Below are 21,197 nucleotides of genomic sequence, written 5' to 3'. Positions count from 1 at the left end.
AAAAATGAATCGCTTTGATGGGATCTCGGGTGTTCATATTTGACGGGCAAACATGACTGAATTCAGATTATGGTTAAGGACGACACTGAGATCCCGCCTTTATTTCATGTTCAAAATAGGTTTTGCTTCCCTTGAGTTATGGCAACTGTGTATGCAGTTGCCTCTTTTTAGGGAAATACAGTACTCAATGTAAGGATTAGCATGATGAGCCCCCCTAATTTTCACTCCATAAAGTATTTAAAACAATTATTACTAGCGACAAGTCTTGTCGCTTTAACCGCTTGTGGTGGAGGCGGTGGAGGTGGTGATGACGATGATGATACCCCTCCCGTCGCTACAAACAAAAATCCCACGGTATCTATTAGTAGTGATAGCAGCGTAACAGAAGGTGGCGATTTAGTCCTACAAGCGACGGCAACAGACAGTGATGGCACAATTGCAAGTTACGCATGGCAGCAAACATCAGGTCCAGATCTAACACTTACCGGCAGCGATACAAGTACACTTACGATCACCGCGCCTGAAATCGAAGATGATGCAGATGTCGTTGTTTCACTGACAGTCACCGATGATGATGGTGCAACCGCCACAGCAACAGTAACGATTGAGCTTAAACGTAAAGTGCTCAGCGTAACGATCACCGGTATTGTAACCGATGAGCCGATTATCAACTCAAGTATTGTGGTGCAGATTGGTGATGAACAATTTGAGATTACCGCTGATGCACAAGGCCGCTATAGCGTAAACATTGAGGTTGATGACTCAGATGCTGATGAACTGGTTAAGCTGGTGGCGTTGGGTAATAACTCCATTGATCCGGGCGTTGAATTTGTATCCCAACTGAAGTCTATCGCAACGCTTGTTTCACAAGCAGGAGCCGATGGCACATTAAGCAAAGATGAAAACTTTGGCGTAAACATTACTAATGTTAGTACTGCAGAGTTTGCACTTTTAAGCCGCGACGGTACAAACATCGATTCTGAACAAGCATTAGATGAAGCTTTACTCGCTGTTGATGCTGACGAAAAACTGCTACTTGCAGCGTTAATCAAGATCATTGTAGATAATGATGACTACGAACTACCTGAGGGTGTCGATTCGACCCTTGATTTAATATCTAGCGCTGAACAAATTGATGACTTTATAAATACAGTTGAAAGCCAAGATCCAGGATTAATTGACTCTACAAAAGAAGAGATTAAAGATGATGATGAATTAGTTGATCAAACAATCAATAATCTGACCGGCAACTATTTATTAATGCAGCCACAATATTATCGAACTTCAGTTGGGCAGTTTGAGTTTAATAATGATGGTACCGGGTATGTCAGTTTACTGGATGTTGATACTGACTTTAGTTGGTCGCAACAAGAGCAAGACATCACAATTACTTTGGCTGAGCCAGCATTAATGAGTTGCTTTGTGGTTACTGATGGAAACGATGAACAGCTAGATGTTTGTGAGTACTTAGTTGAGTTAGACCTAACTATTCTTCTTGAAAACGATGCAAACAGAACGGTTGAGTTTTTCCGTAAAAGCGAAACACGCATAACCAGTTCAGATGTTGTATATAGAACTACAGAATCGAACTATAACGCCACCCTTATTGAACAACAGCAAACACTTGCTGTGACAGCTGATGAACTTATTGGTAATTGGGTTATTGATAACCTAAGCGAGTTTGGTGGATATAGTAGTGCAGTAAGTGTTGAGTTACTTTCTGGTGGAACAGGAACGCTCATTGATAACGATAACGCGCCTGTTAGTGTGACTTGGCAAGTTGATGGGAATCGACTGCTTATAAGCAATAATGCAGAAACTATTAGTTATGACATCGCTATTTGGCTCGTTAAAAATGTACAAGTGGGTTATCAATTTGCGGCATCACTCGAAGCTAAAGCGGACGATAGCTCACGTACAGTCACAGGTTTAATGGTGAGAGATAATCAGCTTTCATTTACTAAGTCAGACCTATTGGGTAAATGGACTGTTTACCAAGGCTATAACTCACCTCAAACAGACCTCCACTATGATGTGTATGATGATGGTTTAATGAACTTTAACCTGAATCAAAACTTTCGTTCTTGGCAAGTAAGCAGTGAGGGAGTGTTCTTAAGATATAACTATTTTACGAGCAATGGTGTTCAGCCAATTTGTCCTGAAGGGGAAGTTTGCCAAGTATACAGTGAGTTCTCGCAGCGATTATTAGCCACTAACAATGGTCAAAACTTTACGTATCGTAAATATCGCTTTTTTAACTATGATGGTTCGGAGCGTGTCGAAGATTATTCATCTCATCTGCGTAACTTCTCTGTGTCAGATGAGTATGGGGTAACCAAATTCGCACCCTATTGGTTAGAAGAAAACGCAAGTTTTGATAATAATGGCTACCCAATTACAACTAACTACATTGAACTTTATTCACCAAGAGAGCTAGGTGTAGAAACCATTAAAATAGCGACTATTTATGATGAGATGACGGCTGAGTATAGCCATCAAATCACCTTCACTTACCTTGGAGTGGTCAATCAATACGACTACAGTTTAGCGTCAGGGAAATTACTATTTGATAGCATGAAGGCTGAAGTGAGTGACTTTGATCGAAACTTCTTAACTATTTGCGTGTATGAGCAAGCAGGTAGTTGTACTGAAGATGCTAAACAAGCGTGGTACTTTGATAAGGCAATGGCTGAAGAGCAAGTTGTTGTAGAGCGTCCTGCAACGGATCATCCATTGGATGGGGCTTGGCAGCTTGCTGATGAGCCTGATGTCGCGGTAATTATTCGTGATGGAAAATGGTTACAAATTCAAGCAATGGACGACCCTGATGATGACACCGCATTCCCTGGTTTTGAAATTGGTGACTTTACTTGGGATGAAACAACAGGCGCTTTTGATGTCACTATTACGGAAGATACCAATGGTAGTTTCGGTATAGATGATGCTGGCAGTATTGTTGCCAGTGTTGATGGAGATACGCTGACATTCGATATCGAAGGTGAGGGTACTATTACGCTAAGTAGAATCTACAGTGAATCAAACCCGCTAATAGGGGGTTATACATATGGCTCTTACGATGGAGATTTCTTCATTGCTGTATTTAAAGAGGATGGCACTTTCTTAGAGCTTGCTCATGATACTGAGTTTGATGAGTTAGGTATATCAGGTGGTTACTACACCTATGATGCAGAAACTCAAAAGGTAGTGGTTGATTTCTATGTAAAAACCTATGGTGACCCAATTGAATTTGCTGACCCTTACTTTATTGTGAAGCCACAAGGTAACTTTATACAGTTCAAAGACGGCGATGATTTTGGCCTCTTCGAACGCGTTACACGAGTTATTGATCAAGCAGCTTTCACTGAAGCAGATCTTATTGGCTCACATGTATTTACCTTTATGGCTGATGATGGCAGTGGTTTAGAAACCTCTAATGTCGTTATAAGTAATGATGGTACTGCAACATTTGAGTTAGATGGTGAAGTACGCTCAGCAGAGTGGGCATTAGATCTTGGGTCGTTGATGATGTATAGCGAACCAACAGCTACGCAAAATTATGGCTATGGTGTGACTATGACCCCCGTGACAACCATTGAAGGTGGTTTTAGTGTAGCAACGCTAGGTTTCGAAGTACCTGAAACCTACGATGATAATGATGATCCCGAGTTACACACTTTTGTATCGGGCAGTTTAATTAAGCAGTAATTTTCTGAGCCCAGTAGCAGCAATGCTACTGGGCTTTTTTGAGGAGTTAGTTTATGAAAGCGTTATATTTCTCAGTATTACTTCTTACCCTTAGTGGGTGCCAAACGATGGATGCAATGCAAGAAGACATAAGTGATTTAAGTAATAGCTTGTTTTCAAGTGAAGATATGAGCGAAGAATCACAAGATGCATTCTTAAAAGCACAAGAGGCATTTTATGAAGCCGACAATGTTCGTAAAAAACATGCGCAATTAAATGCTCAAGAACGAAGCTTATGGGTCGAGTTAGAAGATGATTATAACATCTTGTTGGCAGCTCCTAGTAAAGCAACTGAGAAGGAATCTTACTTTTCAGACTCTACGCTTGCAGATAACGTTATGATGCAAAGTTTAAAGTTTATTGAGCTGGTCGAAAAAGGCGAGTAATCGAAACTTCGCTTAAAAGATTGAAAAGTTTATGTTACAACGGCACTAACATTACTTTTTAGTTACAAACATGACTGAACTTTACCATTGGTTTGATTTATTCGGCGTAGCCGTGTTTGCAGTTTCTGGAACGCTACTGGCGTACAACAAAAAAATGGATGGCTTTGGGGTTGTTGTGTTAGCCACAGTCACTGCTATTGGCGGTGGGACTGTACGCGACGTTATTTTAGATGTTCCTGTATTTTGGCTACATGATCAAAGCTATTTCTGGGCTATTTTATTGTCTGTATTTGTCACCACTCGATTAATCAATAAGCAGCGTTCTATTTCACTTAATGCGCTGCAAGTTGCTGATGCTTTCGGTTTGGCATTTTTTGCGGTGATGGGCACACAAAAAGCCATGCTCGCAGGTATGCCAGACACCACCGCGATTATCATGGGTGTAATAACAGCCTGTTTTGGCGGTGTTATCCGTGATGTGCTGGCTGGAAATATGCCGATGCTATTAAAGGGCGAGCTTTATGCAATTGCTTGTATCGCTGGTGGCATTGTTTATACATTAAGTATTTCGCTGGGTTTAGTGACCGAAGTGGCTATGATATTAGCCATGCTTATGACCTTGTCACTGCGTTTAGCAGCAATGAAATGGCAACTGACATTACACGTTTTTAAATATCCCGACTAAACTTAATTTAAGGATGAATGATAGGGACATCATGGATCGTGTCTTTAGCTAGAATATTTTCACGTGCACAAGTGGGTGTACAAGCCCCTGAAGTGATTGTTGAAGTACACTTAGGAAATGGCTTGCCCGCTTTTCATATCGTTGGCTTACCTGAAGCGTCAGTCAAAGAGTCGAAAGATAGAGTGCGTAGCGCACTCGAAAACTCTCAGTTTGGTTTTCCAGATCAACGAATAACCGTCAACCTTGCGCCTGCTGATTTACCTAAAGAAGGTGGCCGTTTTGATCTAGCTATTGCTGTGGGTATTTTAGTCGCCTCTGGGCAAATAAACTGCCCTGATATTCATCGTTATGAGTTTTACGGAGAGTTAGCTTTAAATGGTGAAGTAAGAGGGGTAAATGCTATTTTACCTTCGGTGTTAGGAGCGAAAGAGCAGGGTCGCTGTTGTTTCTTACCCGCTGAAAACGACAATCTCGCAAGCCTTGTTTCGGGCGTCGCTCGAAAAGCCGTTTACTCCTTACAAGATGTTTGGAATGACTTATTAAATCAGCAACCTTTGCCACTTAATATTTGTTATCCAGAGCAGCAGTCGCAGCGTGACTCGCTACTCGATTTAAGTGATGTGAAAGGCCAACCTGGCGCCAAAAGGGTACTCGAAATAGCAGCCGCTGGTGGCCATAATTTACTGTTTCTTGGCCCTCCAGGTACTGGCAAGTCAATGCTTGCCCAACGTATGCCTACGATTATGCCAACCATGTCGGATGATGAAGCAATTAGCACTGCCGCGTTATATTCGATAATTGGTCAATCGGTTGATTTATCGAATTGGCGTGAGCGACCCTTCAGAAATCCACATCATACTTGCTCTGCTGTGGCTCTTGTTGGTGGCTCTTCGAATCCTAAACCGGGGGAAATTTCTCTTGCTCATAATGGCGTCTTGTTTTTAGACGAGTTGCCCGAATTTGAGAGAAAAGTGCTCGATTCACTGCGTGAACCAATGGAAACGGGCGTGGTGACTATATCGCGAGCGGCACGACAAATGGAATTTCCATCGCAATTCCAGCTGATCGCCGCATTAAACCCTAGCCCTACAGGAAGTCATACTGATAAGCGTGCAACGCCTGATCAAGTATTGCGCTATTTATCTCGAGTATCTGGACCATTTATCGATAGGATTGATTTACAAATTGAGCTGCCGAGACTCACCAGTAGCCAATTACAGAGCACGCAAGTAGAAGAAAGCAGTGAACAAGTAAGAGCCAGAGTTGAAAGAGCTTATGCAATTCAACTTAACCGGCAAGGCAAAGTGAATGCGCGCTTGAATAATAAAGAAATGAGCATTCATTGTGAGTTGGCAGCTGCTGAGCTGCAGTTTTTAGCAAAAGCCAGCGAAAAACTGGCTTTGTCACCACGCTCGTATCATCGTGTTATTAAAGTTGCACGCACCATTAGCGACTTGAAAGCACAGCCAGCAATTACCTTAAATGAATTAAAAGAGGCGCTGAATTATCGCGCCTTTGAGCGGTTAATTAGTCAATTAACGCAGTATTAGATAACTTGCTAAATAGAGAGCATGTAACCTTTGCCTCGAACGGTAACGATACGTTTTTGGTCTTTTTCATCGCTTAATTTTTTACGTAAGCGGCCAATAAGTACATCAACGGTACGATCGCTTGGGCTCCAGTCAGGTTGACCAATTTCTTCGGAAATTTTTTCACGCGATGTCGCTTTACCTGCATTTGCAATAAGGCAAATAAGTACCTTGTGCTCTGCTTCGGTAAGACGAGATTCTTCGCCATTAGGGGTCACTAATGTACGGTTATCTGGGTGCAGTTTAAAGTCGGCATATTCAATAAACTCTTCACTCTCATCATCTTGCTGAGAGCCTTTTATGCGCTTAAAAAGGGCGCGCATTCTTAGTTCAAGTTCAAGTAAGTCAACCGGCTTGCAAATATAGTCATCGGCACCTTGTGCAAGGCCTGCAATACGGTCAGCTTGCGAGTCACGACTAGACAGCACAATAACACCAATATCTGTTAGTGCATTAAGTTCTTTGGCAAGCAAAAGCCCATCGCGTTTTGGTAACACAATGTCGATAACGGCTAGAGAAATAGCTTCTTTTGATGAAGCACGCGATTGCACAATGCTTAATGCATCGGCCCCCGTTGAATCTACCTCAATATTAAACTCAGTTTCTTTAAAATGATTAAGAATGCGTTTAACGAGTAGTTCGTCGTCTTCAACCAATAAAACTTGAATAGTCATTCGCTTTAATTTCACACTTGATTTGTTGTTATGTTAGCACTGTATGGCAAAGGCTGAGAAGTGTATTGGCGAGGTTTGTAACTATTTCTTACAATTTAATGGCTTAGCTGTAGTTGAAAAGGGTGAAAGCTGAGCACTCGCACAGTACTCAGCCAAGTGATTAATCTACTTTTCAGGATAAAGATATTGCCACCATTGTGGCTGATCTTTTAAGTTTTTATCGAAATAAGCCAACATGGTATTCCACCAGTCGAAACGTTTATCTCGAGCAAAAATTTGGTGATCTGCACCTTTGTACTCAATCAGGTCAACATCTTTACCTAATAACTTTAATGCCGTGTACATATTGTGGCTTTCACCAACTGGTACGTTGGTATCCGAATCACCATGAAGGAGTAATAGCGGCGTTGTTACTTTGTCAGCATGAAACACCGGGCTGTGCTGGCTATAAAGTGTAGGATTGTTCCACGGGTAGCTATTTTTAGATGCCTCAGCTGAGTATAAGTAACCCCACCAACCTTGGCCCCAGTACGAGGTGATATTTGAAATTCCAGCATGAGCAATCGATGCACTGAACATATCTGTTTTAGTTGCGAGTAGCATGGTCATAAAGCCACCGTAAGAGGCTCCTAAATTACCTACACGCTTACTATCTACAAAGCTATATTTATCTAAAAAGGCTTTTGTGCCGTCGATGATGTCGTTGGCGGTGTATTCGCCCCATGCGTTGACGTGTTTAGCCGAGAACTCTTGGCCAAAGCCGGTTGCGCCAGTAGGTTGTACAACGTAAACAACATAACCATGCTCAGCCCAAAGGTTAAATGGGTAGCGACCGGTAAAACCACGAGTTACTGGCGATGTACCGCCATAATAATAAACCAGCGCAGGATATTGTTTATTGCTATCTAAATCATGCGGTAAATAAACGCGACCCTTAATTTCAATGCCATCCTTATTAGTAAAGTTAAACTCTTCCAATGAGGCTACTTGCGTATTTTCATAGCCAATTGGCTTAGAGTCCCACACAGTTTTAGCGCGGCTCTTACCTAAGCTTAGTTGCTTTAACTGCTGAGGTGTTGACGCTGTGGTACCGGTAACCAAAATGCGCGGGGTACGTTCGTGTGAATAGCTAACTTGCTCAACAACATCAAAGCCCGTATTCACTTTATTAAAACGCTTTTTGCTTAAGTCGAATTGATAAAGTTGTACAGTATCTTGCTCGGTAACTTTAATCAGTGCATCACCGTTTTTAAGTACGTTTAACTGCCCGATAGCCGGGTTAAACTCTTTACTTAAAGCGGTTGCTTTTTTACCGTCACGGCTGAGTAAATAAAGTTGACCATCATAGTTATTAGCAAGCATCCCTTCAGGAAGATTACGACCTAAGCCATTATTAAAATCTGGTCCGGCAGTGACATAAATTCCGTCGTCAGTATATTTAGCCTGATTAAATGTTTTGTATTGACCAAGTACCGTAAGAGCCGATGAAGCTAAGTTTAGCTCAACAAGTTCTGTTGCTGGCTGTGGTGAGAGTTGCATAGCTTGTGCTGAGCGGCTCATTAAGACGTGACCGCTTTTAGCGTCAAAATCTTCAAGTGAATGGCTAAGTGGTCCTTGGCTTAAGGTTTTGCTTAGACCTGTTGATATATCGAGTAAATAGACTTGCGATGTAGTACGAGCATAAGACCAACGGTCTTGCAGGCCTTGGTAATGCTTAGTGAGCTTGCCATTATCTGTTGGAGACTTTGACCAACTAAAAATTAAGCTGTTGTTATCAAAAAACTGAAAGCCATTTGCCCCAGAGAGGTTTTTAGCAATGACGCTAAGTTGCATGGTTTTTAGGTTTAAACGCTTAAGCTCGCCATTTAATAAATACACTAAACTTTTGCTATCTGGGCTCCAAGTAATGTTACTTGGTTGGGCTGACTCAAAGCGATAAAGTGTATTGTTTTTTTCGTCTTTAAGTTCAGTAACATATTGCGCTTGATTAGCGCTTGCATCTTCGTAATGACGTTGGCTAGTAATGAAGTAATCGCCATTTGGTGCCATTGAAATATAACTGACTGTTGGCGCATCAAATAATTGCTTAGCAGACAAACCGTGTTGTTGTTTAGCACTAAATTGCACAGCATCTAGTTCTGACTTAGCCGTAAAATCAAGCTCAACCTCATTCCAGTTGGCTACTTGCTCAGTGATGATAACAAACTGATGATCGCCTTGGCTTAAAGCTAGCTCATAGCTTTTATTTTTTTCTGTTTGCTTTTCACCATCAATAAATAGCTGCGCGTTTTCAATGCCTTTAAGTGTTAATGAGCCTTGGCTAAAACGCTCTGTCGAGGCGGTAAATTTGAGTGCTTGCAAACCACCAAGTGTTAGCGCGCTCACTTTGTCGAATGATTGCCAGTCAAGCTCATTACCAAAAACGCGTATGCTATCGGTGCTTTTTTGCAAGCTAGGTAATAGGTTAGCAATAATGGCATCGCGATGATCCGTTTGATATGGCTTAAGTTGCATATCTTCGCCAAGAGGGCCAATAAATTGCACCGCTGATTTATCAATGACATCGGCCATCGCTGTATTACTTAACGCACATAACGCTAATGCACTGAATGTTGTTTTTAGCTTGGCTGATTGGCTTAGCCAAGTAGTTGAAAGTGTCATAGTTTCGCCTGTTGAAGGTAATTTAAACCAATATAGCACGCTGCAAATTACCCAAAAAGTGCTCTGCGTTAGATTGCAGTCGGGTTTGAGCTTGTGGTTTTCAATTGCTATGGTGAGCAGGTTAACTTTTTAAGAGGGCTTACAGTGACATTGTTACTTGTTTATATGTTTGTTGCCATTGCGGTTTCGTTTTTGTGCTCAGTGATGGAGGCGGTACTGTTAAGTATTACGCCCAGTTATGTTGCCATGCTCAGAAAGCAGCAACCGCAGTTAGCAAAACGTGTTGGTAAGCTTAAAGACAATATAGACCAACCTTTAGCTGCAATACTCACGTTAAATACCATAGCGCACACAGCAGGTGCCGCTGGCGTTGGCGCACAAGCTGCAGTGGTGTTCTCTGATGCTGCGGTTGGTGTTGCTTCTGCAATTATGACGCTATTGGTACTAGTGCTCTCTGAAATTATCCCTAAAACATTAGGGGCTAATTATTGGCGAGGATTAACACCCATTGTTAGTGTGAGCCTAATTTGGTTGGTGTTTATTCTAAAACCTTTCGTATGGTTTGCTGATATTCTAACGCGCTTTTTAGGGCGTAATTATGATGAAGCCTACTATATTCGCCAAGAAATTGAAGCCATGGCTGATATTGGTACTGAGTCTGGAGCGCTTGGGCAAGATGAATCTGAAATCATACGCAGCTTGCTGCATTTTCGTCATGCCAAACTCGATACCTTAATGACACCACGTACGGTGCTTTTTAAAGTACATAAAGATTTAACCGTAAACCAATACTTGGCGGAGCATGGTTCTTCTTCGTTCTCTAGAGTATTGGTTTATGACAAAAATGGTGATGATATTATTGGTTTTGTGCATAAAAATGACATTATGCTGGCTTATCACCGTCTGGGTGAAGACTATAAAATTAGCAAGCTTGTTAAGCCTATTTACACCGTACCAGAAACCTTGCATGTGCCGACCTTACTCGAAACCTTACTATCTGAGCGCACGCATATTTGTTTAGTCGTGGATGAATATGGTGATGTACAAGGTATTGTCACTCTTGAAGATTTAATTGAAGCATTAATGGGGCTCGAAATTGTTGATGAACATGATCAATCAGCCAATATGCAAAAAGTCGCCAAACAGCGTTGGCGACAACGTTTAGCATCAAGTAATACCATTGTCAGTGATGATAAGCGTAAACCTTAGCGGCGATGTCCTGCTGCAGTTTTTACCATTTGCCGCCATGAAAGTGACCAATTTAAAAAGTCTTCTTTGGCTTTCGGGCGGCACAGCAAAAAGCCCTGCATTAAAATAAACTCTTTGTAGCGGTCGAGGTATTCAAGCTCTTCCACGCGTTCAATGCCTTCGGCCACAATAGCAAGATCTTCTTGTATCGCTATATTCACCAAGCTGCTAACAATCACTTGGGAAAACTGATCGGTTTCAATATTGCTAATCAAGGTGCGATCGATCTTAATTTCGGTAAACGGTAGTGTTTTTAGCTGCTGAACATTGGTAAATCCTGTACCAAAATCATCAAGAGAAATACCAAAACCGCGCATTCGTAAACGGTTGAGTGTTTCGAGTTGTGCAGTGCTGCGTAGAGCATACTGTTCGGTAATTTCTAAAATAACTTCACTGGGTGTTAGGTTGTTAAGGTGCAGTATTAAAGCCAGTTTATCTGGGCAGCTTAAGTCCTCGAGCTGCGAAGGAGATAAGTTAAACGCCAGTTTTAAGTTAGGATCAAACTGCTCTTTGATTTCTGCAAAATCGTTAGTGGCTTTTTCAAACAATTGAAAAGTAATAAGGTTTATTAAATCTAGGTCTTCAGCGATACAAATGAAGCGCTCCGGTAAGATAATTTCATCTGCTTGGCTTGTGTTGATACGGGCAAGCACCTCAATACTTTCAACCCGATTATCGTGGCGATTTATCTTAGGTTGATAAAACGGAATAATTTCATTATGACTGATGGCATGTAGTAGCAGTGACTCAGAAATAGGGGTTTTTGTACGCTCAACATGAATAGCAAAGTGCTCAAGCTTTTGCAGTAGTAAATACACTTGATTGAGTTGCACTGGTTTAGTGACGTTACCAATTAAGTGAGCGTTATGTTTACGAGCAAGGTCTGCTGCAAGGTCTATAACTTTAGGATCCATCTCAGAAATAATGGCAATTGCACCTTGGTATTTCATAGCGCCTAAGTGACGAATAAGCTCCATACCATCCATATCTGGCATATTGAGGTCGGTAAAAATAGCATCAAAGAATCGAGGTGCTTTTTTAATTTTTTCTAAAGCTTCTTCTGCACTTAGGCAGGTTGTGATGTGCGGAACCTCAAGCTCATTCAAAATGGCATGCATAACAATCAGGATGGCTTTTGAGTCATCCACTACGAGAATGTGTCTATTTGACTTCACCATATTCACTCCATGAACAAGAACGCTATAGTTAAAAGTAGTAGATAAACGGTGTTTCGTCATGTTTTTTGCTTGTTTTGTGGTGCGAAAAGTATACCTCCTTGTACCTAAAGGAAATTCGTAATTTTGTAAGGCCTAAGTATAATAGCCGCACTTTTTATTCGTATTTATAAGAACTATGGTCAGACTTCAGCTGAGCCTCGCAGACGAAACCTTTATTTTGCATTTAAACGGCTCACAGTTAATTCAGCTTTTTCATCAACAACAAGCAATTGCCTTCGATAATCCAGAGTCAGAACTTTATGAGTTTGATTTTCAGGGGCAGCGTATTGGCCTTGATACTAGTAAAGTGCAGGAAAAAAGCTTAGCAATCTTTGTTAACCAGCAGCAGGTGAGCCAACTTGCTTTACCTGAGTTACAAGAAGCTGAACCAAAACGCGGCATTATTGGTTTGCTGGCACTGGGCTTTAAATTATTCAAAAGTGCAAAAGTCGTCAAAGCGGCTTTAGCGGGTGCTTCGGTGGCAGGCTATGCGTGGTTATTCTCAATCGAGTTTGCCTTGATGCTAATTGCTTGCTTGGTGGTGCATGAATATGGTCATGTGCGCGCTATGAAATATTTTGGCATTAAAACTAAAGGTATTTACCTTATTCCCTTTGTCGGTGGTTTGGCTGTTTCTGATGATAAAATTACCACGCGATGGCAAGATGTGGTGATCTCACTCATGGGGCCCGCTTTTGGCTTAATTACCTCAGTGCTGGGAGTAGTGCTTTACTACGCCACCGAAATGGAAATATTCGCAGGTGTGGCGGTACTTAGTGCACTGTTAAACCTATTTAACTTGTTACCTATTCTGCCCTTAGATGGCGGCCATGTACTTAAAAGCATCAGTTTTTCGATGCGTTCATGGATAGGCCTTAGTGTGTGCTTATTAGGCGTGTTATTTGGCCTGTGGTTAAGCTATACCTTCGGCTTGATGCTACTGGTGTTTTTCTTATTTGTAGGGGCACTTGAGATTATCTTTGAGTGGCGCGGACGTCACTACTCACACCTCATCCCTCTCGATACTTATGGACAAGGTTTTTCAGCGGTAATGTACGCACTGGTTGTTGCAGGTCACGTTGCTGTGATGATGCACTTTGCTGACTCAGAAAGCCCAATCCTCAGCTTGCCAATGAAGATTTTAGCAAGTTAATTAATATTTAAGCACTAAGTTATATTCAGCTTGGTGCTTAAATTTAATTAATGTATTTTAATTAATTTTCCACTTTATTTTAGTAATTAAACCTTTAATTTGTGCTTTGTTTTATTTTTAGGAAAATTCTGATTTACAGAAATTAGAATGTCCCGCTAATTTTAAATTCAAGAGATATAGCAAAAGGATTTTGTTATGAGCTTGTTTAGAAAGGAAGCGATTGCACAACAAAGTGAACGTTTAACTGGCGTAATCACTTTAGCGCAACCATTATCGATTAAATTAACTGTTGCAACCCTAAGCTCAGTTGCTGCTGCGGTTATAGTATTTCTTTTTACAGCAGAATATTCCCGCAAAGAAACCGTACGTGGTTTTCTCATGCCTAGTAAAGGCGTCATTCAAAGTTTTGCTAATCAAGGCGGAACAATTGAAAAACTTCATGTAAAAGAAGGTGACTCTGTCATTAAAGGACAAGCACTTGCTTCAATTGTTGTTCAGCAAAATGATAGTCAAGGTTTAGATCTCAGTTCACAGTTAGTTGAACAATTAACAGAGCAAATTAAACTTTTGAATCATGAGGTTATGCAAACGAAAGTGTTGCAAAAACAAGAAATACTAAACCTTGAAGCACAGCAAACGCTTTTAAATGAAGAAAAGCTTGCACTACAAAGTCAATTAACACTCGCAGATGAAAAGCTTGACCTATTGCAAAGTCAACAAGCTAATTTCAACCAGCTTAATAAGAGTGGCTATTTATCGAATATAGAACGTGAGCAGCAACAACAAGCTTTACTCGATGTTAAGCAAGAAAAGCAAAACTTAGCTCGAATACTGATGCAGCAAAATAATCAACTGAGTCAATTACGCTTTAATCTTGCTAACGTTCCACAACAATATGCACTTCGCATCAGTAACTTAAAACGAGAAATTTCAGATACACAAAACCAACTATCGCAGTTAAAAAGCAACTATAGCTACACAATTACGGCTAGCAATAATGGTGTTGTTACAGGCATCCAAGTAGTCGAAGGAGAGGTGTTAAGCCAAGCAAAGCTTTTACTGCATATTATACCTGAGGGTTCTGAGTTAGTTGCTGAATTACTATTACCAACGCGCTCCGCAGGGTTTGTAGAAATAGGCAACGAAACTAGGTTACGTTTTGATGCCTTTCCATATCAACGCTTTGGTTTTATCAATAGCACAATTAGCCGTATTGATAAGGCACTTATTACACCAAACGAAGTGCGGTTACCTATTACATTGCAAGAGCCAGTATATCGACTTAGGGCTACCTTAAGTCAGCAGCAAATGTCTGCGTATGGAAAGGCCTTTGAGTTAAAAAGCGGCATGTTGTTTGAGGCAGACATAATGTTAGAACAGCGCACATTAATTGAGTGGTTACTAGAGCCACTGTACAGCCTCAAAGGGCGTGTGAGTTAAGTCAATTAAATTTGAAAGTTTTGGTGGTTTGCTAAATGCAAATTACTAAAAAAGCGGCCAGCTTTAGTTAACTTTAGCGAGCAGCTAAAGCTAGCCTATTAACAACCTATTTTGCCTATATTTTTATATTGCAAAATAAATAATCAACATTTGCTGAGTATAGATATAAATAATCAGCTATACAAATTTGGAGCATAGATATGCGCGAATTAAATGTAAATGAAATTAAAGAAGTTAGTGGGGGACCATTACCTCTATTTGTTGCTATAGCGGTATACGGGGAGGTAGCGTGTTTTGCTGCAATTATAAGTGGTATAGGAACCTATAATGCGCTTAGAAAGTAAGGAAAATAAAATGAGAGAATTAACCAATAATGAAATACAAGAAGTAAATGGTGGTCCCTTACCAGTGATCATTGCTGGCTTATATGCTAGCTCGTCTATCACTGCTGGTGGTTTAGCTACTGCTCTTGGAATTGGGGCTGGCTTTGGTGCAATAGTGGGCGGTATAGCAGCCATTTACCATAATGCTTCTGAGAAATAAAACGAAAGGGATAGAAGGGAAGTAATTCCCTTCTTTTTTTGAAAATGAAATTGTCTGCAATAGTATCAATATTTGCAATGTGTTTTCTAATAGTTTTGGGGTCTACATATGTAATTATAAGAGACGTTAATTTATTGCTTCGTGATGCTGTAATTTCTTACGGTGAATTAGCTTTCTTTACTGTAGTTCTCGGTTTTTCTTTAGCTATTCTAACGGGGATATACAAAAATAAAAAATGGGCATTATATGTTTTTATCTCATTAGTTTTTTTCATGGGAGGGAATTTTATTATGTTAAGAATAAATCTTAATGGAAGTTTGGAATTAATTGATTTTTGGATTGTTATTTGTACTTTAGGTGTGTCTGGGATAGTAATGCGAGTTGTGCAGGGGTTAGACTCAGAGGTTATCTTCTCAAAAAATGAGCTTGATTAATAAACAGTATTTTGACTGAGGTTACTATGAACTCTGTAAATGGATTTATAACATTTTCTCTCTCAAAAAGAGTACCTGTAATTATCCAATCCGAAATAGCTGAATGTGGTCTCGCCTCTATGGCCATGGTGGCATGCTCTCACGGTCACAAGCTTGATATGCCTGCAATGCGAAAGCGCTTTTCGGCTAACCTAAAGGGGATGAATTTACAGCAGCTAATTGAGCTGGGGGATAGCTTAGGATTAGCGAGTCGTGCGTTACAGTGCCCGCTTGAAGAGGCGCATAAATTACAAACGCCGTGTATTTTACATTGGGATATGAATCACTTTGTGGTATTGACCAAAGTTTCAGGTAAAGGTGCAAAGGCTAAGCTTGCCATAAACGACCCTGCTGTAGGTAAACGCAATTTAAATAGTGATGAGTTTAGTAAGCACTTTACCGGTATTTGTTTGGAGCTCACGCCAACCAGTAAGTTTGAAGCTAAACAAGAACAGGCACGAATGAGGTTTAGTCAGCTTTGGAGTGCTGTTACTGGTCTAAAAACTGGCTTAATTAAATTAGTTGCGCTGTCGTTAGTTTTACAGCTATTTGCACTGATGACACCCTATTATATGCAGTGGGTCGTGGATGAAGTGCTGGTGAGCTTTGATGAGTCTTTGCTCACAGTGCTTGCGCTAGGCTTTGCATTCATTGCGATCATTTCAGTTATTACTAATGCAGTGCGGAGTTGGTTGATTTTAAGGCTTTCGAGTCTGCTAAACATGCAAATGGGGGTTAATCTATTACGTCATTTACTGCGTCTTCCAATGAACTACTTTGAATCCCGCCACATTGGCGATATTGTTTCCCGTTTTGGCTCACTAGCACAAATACGTGAGCGTATAACCACAGGGTTTGTAGAAACATTTGTTGATGGCGTTATGGCTATCACCGTATTGATTATGATGTTGATTTATTCACTTAAGTTGACAGCTGTTGTTGTAGGCGCAATTACCCTTTATACGCTTGTACGCTTAGTGTTGTATCGACCACTGCATCAAGCCACAGAAGAAATGATTCAAAACTCCGCTAAAGAGCAATCAAACTTTTTAGAAAACATTCGTGGTATGCAAACAATTAAATTGTTTGGTAATGAAGCGCAGCGCCAAGGTATTTGGCAAAACCGTTATGCTGAAGTAATAAATAGTGAAATACGTTTAGGACGATTAAATATTAGTTTTGAGTCTTTTAATAAACTACTGTTTGGTCTTGAGAATGTAGTGGTTATTTACCTTGCTGCACTTTTGGTTATGAGTAATAGCTTATCTGTCGGTATGGTGTTGGCATTTATAGCCTATAAAAATCAGCTAACAAGTCGCTTTGCAAATTTCATCGAGCAAATTATTCAATTTAAAATGATGCGCTTACACCTTGACCGTATCGCTGATATTGCGCTTACTAAGCAAGAAGCGAATCGCGATGGTGACTTGGCCTACAAAGGGAGTAACGACAATAAAGTGAAAGGTCAGCTTAGCCTTAAAAATATCAGTTTTAGTTATAGCGATGACCAAGCACCTATTTTAAAAGATATAAATTTAACGCTAAATTCAGGCGAGTCTATTGCTATTACTGGCCCATCTGGCGCGGGTAAAACGACGTTAATGAAAATTATGTTGGGTTTATTACAACCCACATCAGGCAAAGTGTTACTTGATGGCATGGATATTACCCAACTTGGCCTTAAAAATTACCGCAAACAAATAGCCGCAGTAATGCAAGATGACACGCTATTAGCTGGCTCAATCGCCGATAATATTAGTTTCTTTGATCCACAACCTAATTACTTAAAAATAGAACAGTGCGCTCGCCATGCAGCAATTCATAGTGATATTACTAAAATGACTATGGGTTATAATTCATTAGTGGGCGATATGGGTTCTAATTTATCCGGCGGACAACTTCAACGGTTATTACTTGCCAGAGCGCTGTACCAATCTCCCTGCGTCCTATTTTTGGATGAAGCAACGAGTCATTTAGATCAAGAGAACGAAGCAAAAATCAGTGAGCAAATTAAGCACCTAGAGATGACGCGAATAATGATTGCTCACAGGCAAGAGACTATCAATATGGCTGATAAAGTGTTTGAGTTACAAGGTGGAGCTTTAACAAGTACAGTAGCTCAAAATGAAACTGCGTAATCGAATGTGATTTTAGTAGCTTGTATTTTACAAGCTACTAAAGCAAAGGCTAGGCACGTTAAATTTTGTCGGAAAACGGCCTAACCTATTAACAATCCGGCAAAAAAATGCGAATACATGGAGAGTATATTATGCGTGAATTAACCACAATTGAAATTGAACTGGTTATTGGTGGAGTGCTATCGAATACAACAGTTAATGAAGGAGACTTTGAAAGGAAAGATAGGCCTGGGTTTGGCATGCCACACTTGCCTGTACCAACAGAAACTGATGATTGAGTTATTTTTTAGATAAGGAGTAATGTTCTCCTTATCTAAATATCATTTAAAGAATAGTAACCTGGTTAGTAACTATTACATGCTTAAGTGAGTAGCTTTTATTACGCGCTTATTTTTATGCTGAAATGACTAGATGAGTTTGCTCTACTATTAGCTATTGAAAGTTCTGTTTATGAAACAATTTTTATTAATTTTCTTTATCACTTACATCATAACCAGAGTTGCTTTTTTTACTTTTGATTTTTCTATTTCAAAAAGTAGTAGCTTGGTAGATTATTTTATCGATATATCTGCGTTCATTTTAGTGTACTTCGTTGTTTATAAGATCGTTTGTTTTGTTTTAAAAAGAGATAAAAGAAGCGAGAGCAGAGATTCTAACTTTAAGTGATAGACTGTTGTTTTGGTAGAATGAAGCACTGATTCGGCGGTGATTGCAGACCGAATTTGAGTTTTGGTTACCTTTGGTAAACAAACCGTTTTGAAGAGGGACTCTCGCTATGAGCTTTTGCCCCTCTCTAATAGGTGATGTTTATAAAGCTTTTAAGGATAAAAACTCAGCATTAACGATATAAACACGCCGGTGATGATCAGCTGCACAAGACAAAAGCCCATGATGTCTTTGGCTTTTAAGCCGGCAATAGCAAGTACGGGGAGTGCCCAGAACGGCTGAATAAGGTTAGTCCAAGCATCGCCCCATGCGACAGCCATAGCCACCCGTGGCATATCTGCGCCAAGTGTTTGTGCTGCAGGAATGACAATTGGCGCTTGCACTGCCCATTGGCCGCCACCTGATGGCACAAAAATATTCACAAACCCTGCACTTAAAAAACTCCAAAAAGGCAGTGTTTCGGCTGTTGCAATGGCAATAAATCCTTCCGATATTTGTTGAGCAAGTCCCGTTTTTACCATAATGGCCATGATCCCCGCATAAAATGGAAATTGAATCACAATGCCAGCGCCACTAGGGATTGCTTGCTGTAAGCTACTAAGTAAATTATGCGGTGTTTGATGCAGTAAAATTGCGCTAAATAAGAAAATTGCGATCACGCTATTTAAGTTTAAGCCGCCTCCGTTTAGCACAAAATAATAGAATAAATAGGCAAGACCAAAGGCACCTACCCCCATACCAAGCAAACGACTATGCTCTATTACTTCAGCAGGGCGGGTAGGCGTATCTGCTTGCTGTGATTCATCTTCAAGCTTTGCAGGGTCAACATACACACTGTCTTTTTCGCTCGGCAACATATAGCGATTTACCAGCGGCATGACGATAAACAAGCCCACAACAATAGCGATATTAAATGCCGAAAAAATCGTGTTTTCGGTGCCTATTACCCCAATACTTTGCTCTGCAAAGTGGCCATCGGTTGCGATTGTCAGCGGCACTGAACCGGCTAAGCCGCCATGCCAAACAATAAAACCCGAATAGGCACTGGCCACTAACAAACGGTAATCAACGCGGGTATGTTTCGCAATTGCTTTGGCGAACAAAGCGCCAATCACTAAACCAAAGCCCCAATTTAGCCAGCTTGCTAATAAAGACACGAGTGTAACGAGTATGATCGCTTTAGCAGGGCTGTTGGCAAGAGTCGCGAGTTTGTTGAGTATACTGCGCATTACCGGGGTGCTCGCTAGCATGTAGCCCGTTAGCAGCACTAGCAGCATTTGCATGGCAAATTGTAATAGGTTCCAAAATCCACCACCCCAAGCCGCGAGCACTTGCGTGGGCGTTGACGGCGTAAAGAGGCTCGCAACGATAAAGCTCAGCAAGGTGAGTAATATAACAAATACAAACGGGTCGGGTAGATAACGCTCTACTAGTTTAGTGAATGGTTTAGCAACGCGATTTAGCATAGTTTTTATTGTTGTCGTGGAATCGATAATGCCAATAAATCATGATTAACGATGATTGGCAAATTGCGACGTCGTTGCTTTAGCTTATGCCTTTAAAAACTGATGCTAAATGCGCTTACTGTGAATCTTGCTCTAGCACGGCTTTTAAGCGGGCTTGAACTTCTTCTACTAATAGTATTGGCTGGAACTTTGATAAGAAGGCATTACAGCCAACCTTCTCAACTAAAGCTTGGTTAAAGCTACCACTCAAAGATGTATTAAGCACAATATGTAGGTTCTTCATTCGGCTGTCGTTACGAATTTCGTGTGTTAAACGGTAGCCATCCATTGCTGGCATTTCAGCATCGGTGATCACCATGAGTAGCTCTTTCTCAACATCTTTGCCTTGATCAGCCCAGCCTTTTAGCATTTCGAGTGCTTCAAGTCCGTTACGAGCAGGTATGATTTCGATGCCAAGTTGCGACAAGGTATCGCTTACTTGCTTACGAGCAGTTGGCGAATCATCGGCGTGAAGAATTTTGCGGCCTGCAAACTCGTTCACGATGCTTTTATCTAGAATGTCTTCAGATATTTGAACTTCGTACTCAACGATTTCGGCGAGCACTTTTTCTACATCGATAATTTCAACCAGCTGCTCTTGGCCATCGCGTTTTACTTTAGTTAAGGCTGTTAGGTAATGATTTTTACCAATTGCAGTTGGTGGCGGCATAATATCTGACCATGTCATATTGATGATTTGATCAACTTTACCAATTAAAAAGCCTTGCACGGTACGATTGTATTCAGTGATAACGAGGTTTGTATCTTCGATGTGTTTAGCTTCAGGCATGTTTATCGCTTTGCGCAAATCAATCACCGGAATTGATTCGCCACGAATATTTACAACCCCAGAAACTTTAGGGTGGGCGTGGGGAATTTTGCTAATTTGCGGTAACTTCACCACTTCTTTAACTTTAAACACATTGAGAGCGAATAAGTGGCGACTGTGTAGGTAAAATAGTAAAAGCTCTAAGCGGTTTTCACCGACCAGTTGCGTACGCTTATCGACGGAAGCAAGAACACCTGACATATTTCACCCTAAACACCTAATACAGAGATAGTATAGTCTACTATC

Annotated in this window: 17 protein-coding genes; 12 read left to right on the top strand and 5 right to left on the bottom strand. The window is 40.8% G+C overall.

Annotated elements, in window-relative coordinates; genetic code table 11:
• Positions 1-201 precede the first annotated feature (201 nt).
• From AN394_RS13490 to AN394_RS13475, 4 genes are all read left to right on the top strand, one after another.
• Positions 202-3,705, top strand: a complete 3,504-nt coding sequence (locus AN394_RS13490) for a PKD domain-containing protein (RefSeq protein ID WP_152968933.1) — start codon at positions 202-204, stop codon at positions 3,703-3,705.
• A 53-nt stretch (positions 3,706-3,758) separates the two neighbouring features.
• On the top strand, positions 3,759-4,130 hold the full coding sequence (locus AN394_RS13485; protein ID WP_054563936.1) for a hypothetical protein: 372 nt from the start codon (positions 3,759-3,761) through the stop codon (positions 4,128-4,130).
• 70 nt (positions 4,131-4,200) lie between these two features.
• The gene (locus AN394_RS13480) at positions 4,201-4,815 is read left to right on the top strand and encodes a trimeric intracellular cation channel family protein (RefSeq protein ID WP_054563935.1); all 615 of its coding nucleotides are present in this window, start codon (positions 4,201-4,203) and stop codon (positions 4,813-4,815) included.
• Between the two features lie 38 nt (positions 4,816-4,853).
• Complete coding sequence (locus AN394_RS13475) at positions 4,854-6,365, top strand: YifB family Mg chelatase-like AAA ATPase (protein WP_054563934.1); 1,512 nt, start codon at positions 4,854-4,856, stop codon at positions 6,363-6,365.
• Between the two features lie 8 nt (positions 6,366-6,373).
• Here AN394_RS13475 and AN394_RS13470 read toward each other — a convergent pair whose 3' ends face one another.
• Together AN394_RS13470 and AN394_RS13465 are read right to left on the bottom strand one after the other, a co-directional pair.
• Positions 6,374-7,078, bottom strand: a complete 705-nt coding sequence (locus AN394_RS13470) for a response regulator transcription factor (RefSeq protein WP_054563933.1) — start codon at positions 7,076-7,078, stop codon at positions 6,374-6,376.
• A gap of 165 nt (positions 7,079-7,243) precedes the next feature.
• Positions 7,244-9,739, bottom strand: coding sequence for a S9 family peptidase (locus AN394_RS13465; protein WP_054563932.1), 2,496 nt, complete (start codon positions 9,737-9,739; stop codon positions 7,244-7,246).
• 144 nt (positions 9,740-9,883) lie between these two features.
• Between AN394_RS13465 and AN394_RS13460 the strand changes: the two genes are divergently transcribed.
• Positions 9,884-10,948, top strand: a complete 1,065-nt coding sequence (locus AN394_RS13460; RefSeq protein ID WP_054563948.1) for a hemolysin family protein — start codon at positions 9,884-9,886, stop codon at positions 10,946-10,948.
• Here AN394_RS13460 and AN394_RS13455 read toward each other — a convergent pair.
• Positions 10,945-12,165, bottom strand: a complete 1,221-nt coding sequence (locus tag AN394_RS13455) for an EAL domain-containing protein (RefSeq protein ID WP_054563931.1) — start codon at positions 12,163-12,165, stop codon at positions 10,945-10,947. The genes AN394_RS13460 and AN394_RS13455 overlap by 4 nt on opposite strands.
• A gap of 175 nt (positions 12,166-12,340) precedes the next feature.
• On the opposite strand from AN394_RS13455, the gene AN394_RS13450 reads away from it, so the two are divergent.
• The 7 genes from AN394_RS13450 to AN394_RS22045 all read left to right on the top strand — a co-directional run bounded on the left by AN394_RS13450 (position 12,341) and on the right by AN394_RS22045 (position 18,229).
• Positions 12,341-13,357, top strand: a complete 1,017-nt coding sequence (locus AN394_RS13450; RefSeq protein WP_055021751.1) for a metalloprotease — start codon at positions 12,341-12,343, stop codon at positions 13,355-13,357.
• 195 nt (positions 13,358-13,552) lie between these two features.
• On the top strand, positions 13,553-14,797 hold the full coding sequence (locus AN394_RS13445; protein ID WP_055021750.1) for an HlyD family efflux transporter periplasmic adaptor subunit: 1,245 nt from the start codon (positions 13,553-13,555) through the stop codon (positions 14,795-14,797).
• Between the two features lie 200 nt (positions 14,798-14,997).
• A complete protein-coding gene (locus AN394_RS21710; RefSeq protein ID WP_082422993.1) occupies positions 14,998-15,141 on the top strand; it encodes a class IIb bacteriocin, lactobin A/cerein 7B family in 144 nt (47 codons plus the stop codon).
• Between the two features lie 10 nt (positions 15,142-15,151).
• Positions 15,152-15,340 carry a hypothetical protein gene (locus tag AN394_RS13440; RefSeq protein ID WP_152968932.1) on the top strand — a complete coding sequence of 63 codons (189 nt, stop codon included), beginning with the start codon at positions 15,152-15,154 and terminating at the stop codon, positions 15,338-15,340.
• Positions 15,341-15,390: 50 nt separating this feature from the next.
• Entirely contained in the window at positions 15,391-15,774 is a 384-nt protein-coding gene (locus tag AN394_RS13435) for a hypothetical protein (protein WP_152968931.1), read from the top strand.
• A 26-nt stretch (positions 15,775-15,800) separates the two neighbouring features.
• Entirely contained in the window at positions 15,801-17,951 is a 2,151-nt protein-coding gene (locus tag AN394_RS13430) for a peptidase domain-containing ABC transporter (protein ID WP_082422992.1), read from the top strand.
• Between the two features lie 131 nt (positions 17,952-18,082).
• Complete coding sequence (locus AN394_RS22045) at positions 18,083-18,229, top strand: hypothetical protein (protein ID WP_161805755.1); 147 nt, start codon at positions 18,083-18,085, stop codon at positions 18,227-18,229.
• A gap of 540 nt (positions 18,230-18,769) precedes the next feature.
• Here AN394_RS22045 and AN394_RS13425 read toward each other — a convergent pair.
• Entirely contained in the window at positions 18,770-20,083 is a 1,314-nt protein-coding gene (locus tag AN394_RS13425; RefSeq protein ID WP_055021747.1) for a short-chain fatty acid transporter, read from the bottom strand.
• Between the two features lie 115 nt (positions 20,084-20,198).
• On the bottom strand, positions 20,199-21,152 hold the full coding sequence (locus AN394_RS13420) for a chemotaxis protein CheV (protein ID WP_054563928.1): 954 nt from the start codon (positions 21,150-21,152) through the stop codon (positions 20,199-20,201).
• Between the last annotated feature and the right edge of the window lie 45 nt (positions 21,153-21,197).

The organism is Pseudoalteromonas sp. P1-26, from assembly GCF_001401795.1.
Classification (GTDB): Bacteria; Pseudomonadota; Gammaproteobacteria; order Enterobacterales; family Alteromonadaceae; genus Pseudoalteromonas.
The sequence above is the reverse complement of the archived record's forward strand: the minus strand, read 5'-3'. Positions and strand labels throughout refer to the sequence as shown.

Coding starts and splice junctions, on each gene's coding strand:
- AN394_RS13490 (WP_152968933.1), top strand. CDS start 202: ATGATGAGCCCCCCTAATTTTCACTCCATAAAGTATTTAAAACAATTA.
- AN394_RS13485 (WP_054563936.1), top strand. CDS start 3,759: ATGAAAGCGTTATATTTCTCAGTATTACTTCTTACCCTTAGTGGGTGC.
- AN394_RS13480 (WP_054563935.1), top strand. CDS start 4,201: ATGACTGAACTTTACCATTGGTTTGATTTATTCGGCGTAGCCGTGTTT.
- AN394_RS13470 (WP_054563933.1), bottom strand. CDS start 7,078: ATGACTATTCAAGTTTTATTGGTTGAAGACGACGAACTACTCGTTAAA.
- AN394_RS13465 (WP_054563932.1), bottom strand. CDS start 9,739: ATGACACTTTCAACTACTTGGCTAAGCCAATCAGCCAAGCTAAAAACA.
- AN394_RS13455 (WP_054563931.1), bottom strand. CDS start 12,165: ATGGTGAAGTCAAATAGACACATTCTCGTAGTGGATGACTCAAAAGCC.
- AN394_RS13450 (WP_055021751.1), top strand. CDS start 12,341: ATGGTCAGACTTCAGCTGAGCCTCGCAGACGAAACCTTTATTTTGCAT.
- AN394_RS13445 (WP_055021750.1), top strand. CDS start 13,553: ATGAGCTTGTTTAGAAAGGAAGCGATTGCACAACAAAGTGAACGTTTA.
- AN394_RS21710 (WP_082422993.1), top strand. CDS start 14,998: ATGCGCGAATTAAATGTAAATGAAATTAAAGAAGTTAGTGGGGGACCA.
- AN394_RS13440 (WP_152968932.1), top strand. CDS start 15,152: ATGAGAGAATTAACCAATAATGAAATACAAGAAGTAAATGGTGGTCCC.
- AN394_RS13430 (WP_082422992.1), top strand. CDS start 15,801: ATGAACTCTGTAAATGGATTTATAACATTTTCTCTCTCAAAAAGAGTA.
- AN394_RS22045 (WP_161805755.1), top strand. CDS start 18,083: ATGCGTGAATTAACCACAATTGAAATTGAACTGGTTATTGGTGGAGTG.
- AN394_RS13425 (WP_055021747.1), bottom strand. CDS start 20,083: ATGCTAAATCGCGTTGCTAAACCATTCACTAAACTAGTAGAGCGTTAT.
- AN394_RS13420 (WP_054563928.1), bottom strand. CDS start 21,152: ATGTCAGGTGTTCTTGCTTCCGTCGATAAGCGTACGCAACTGGTCGGT.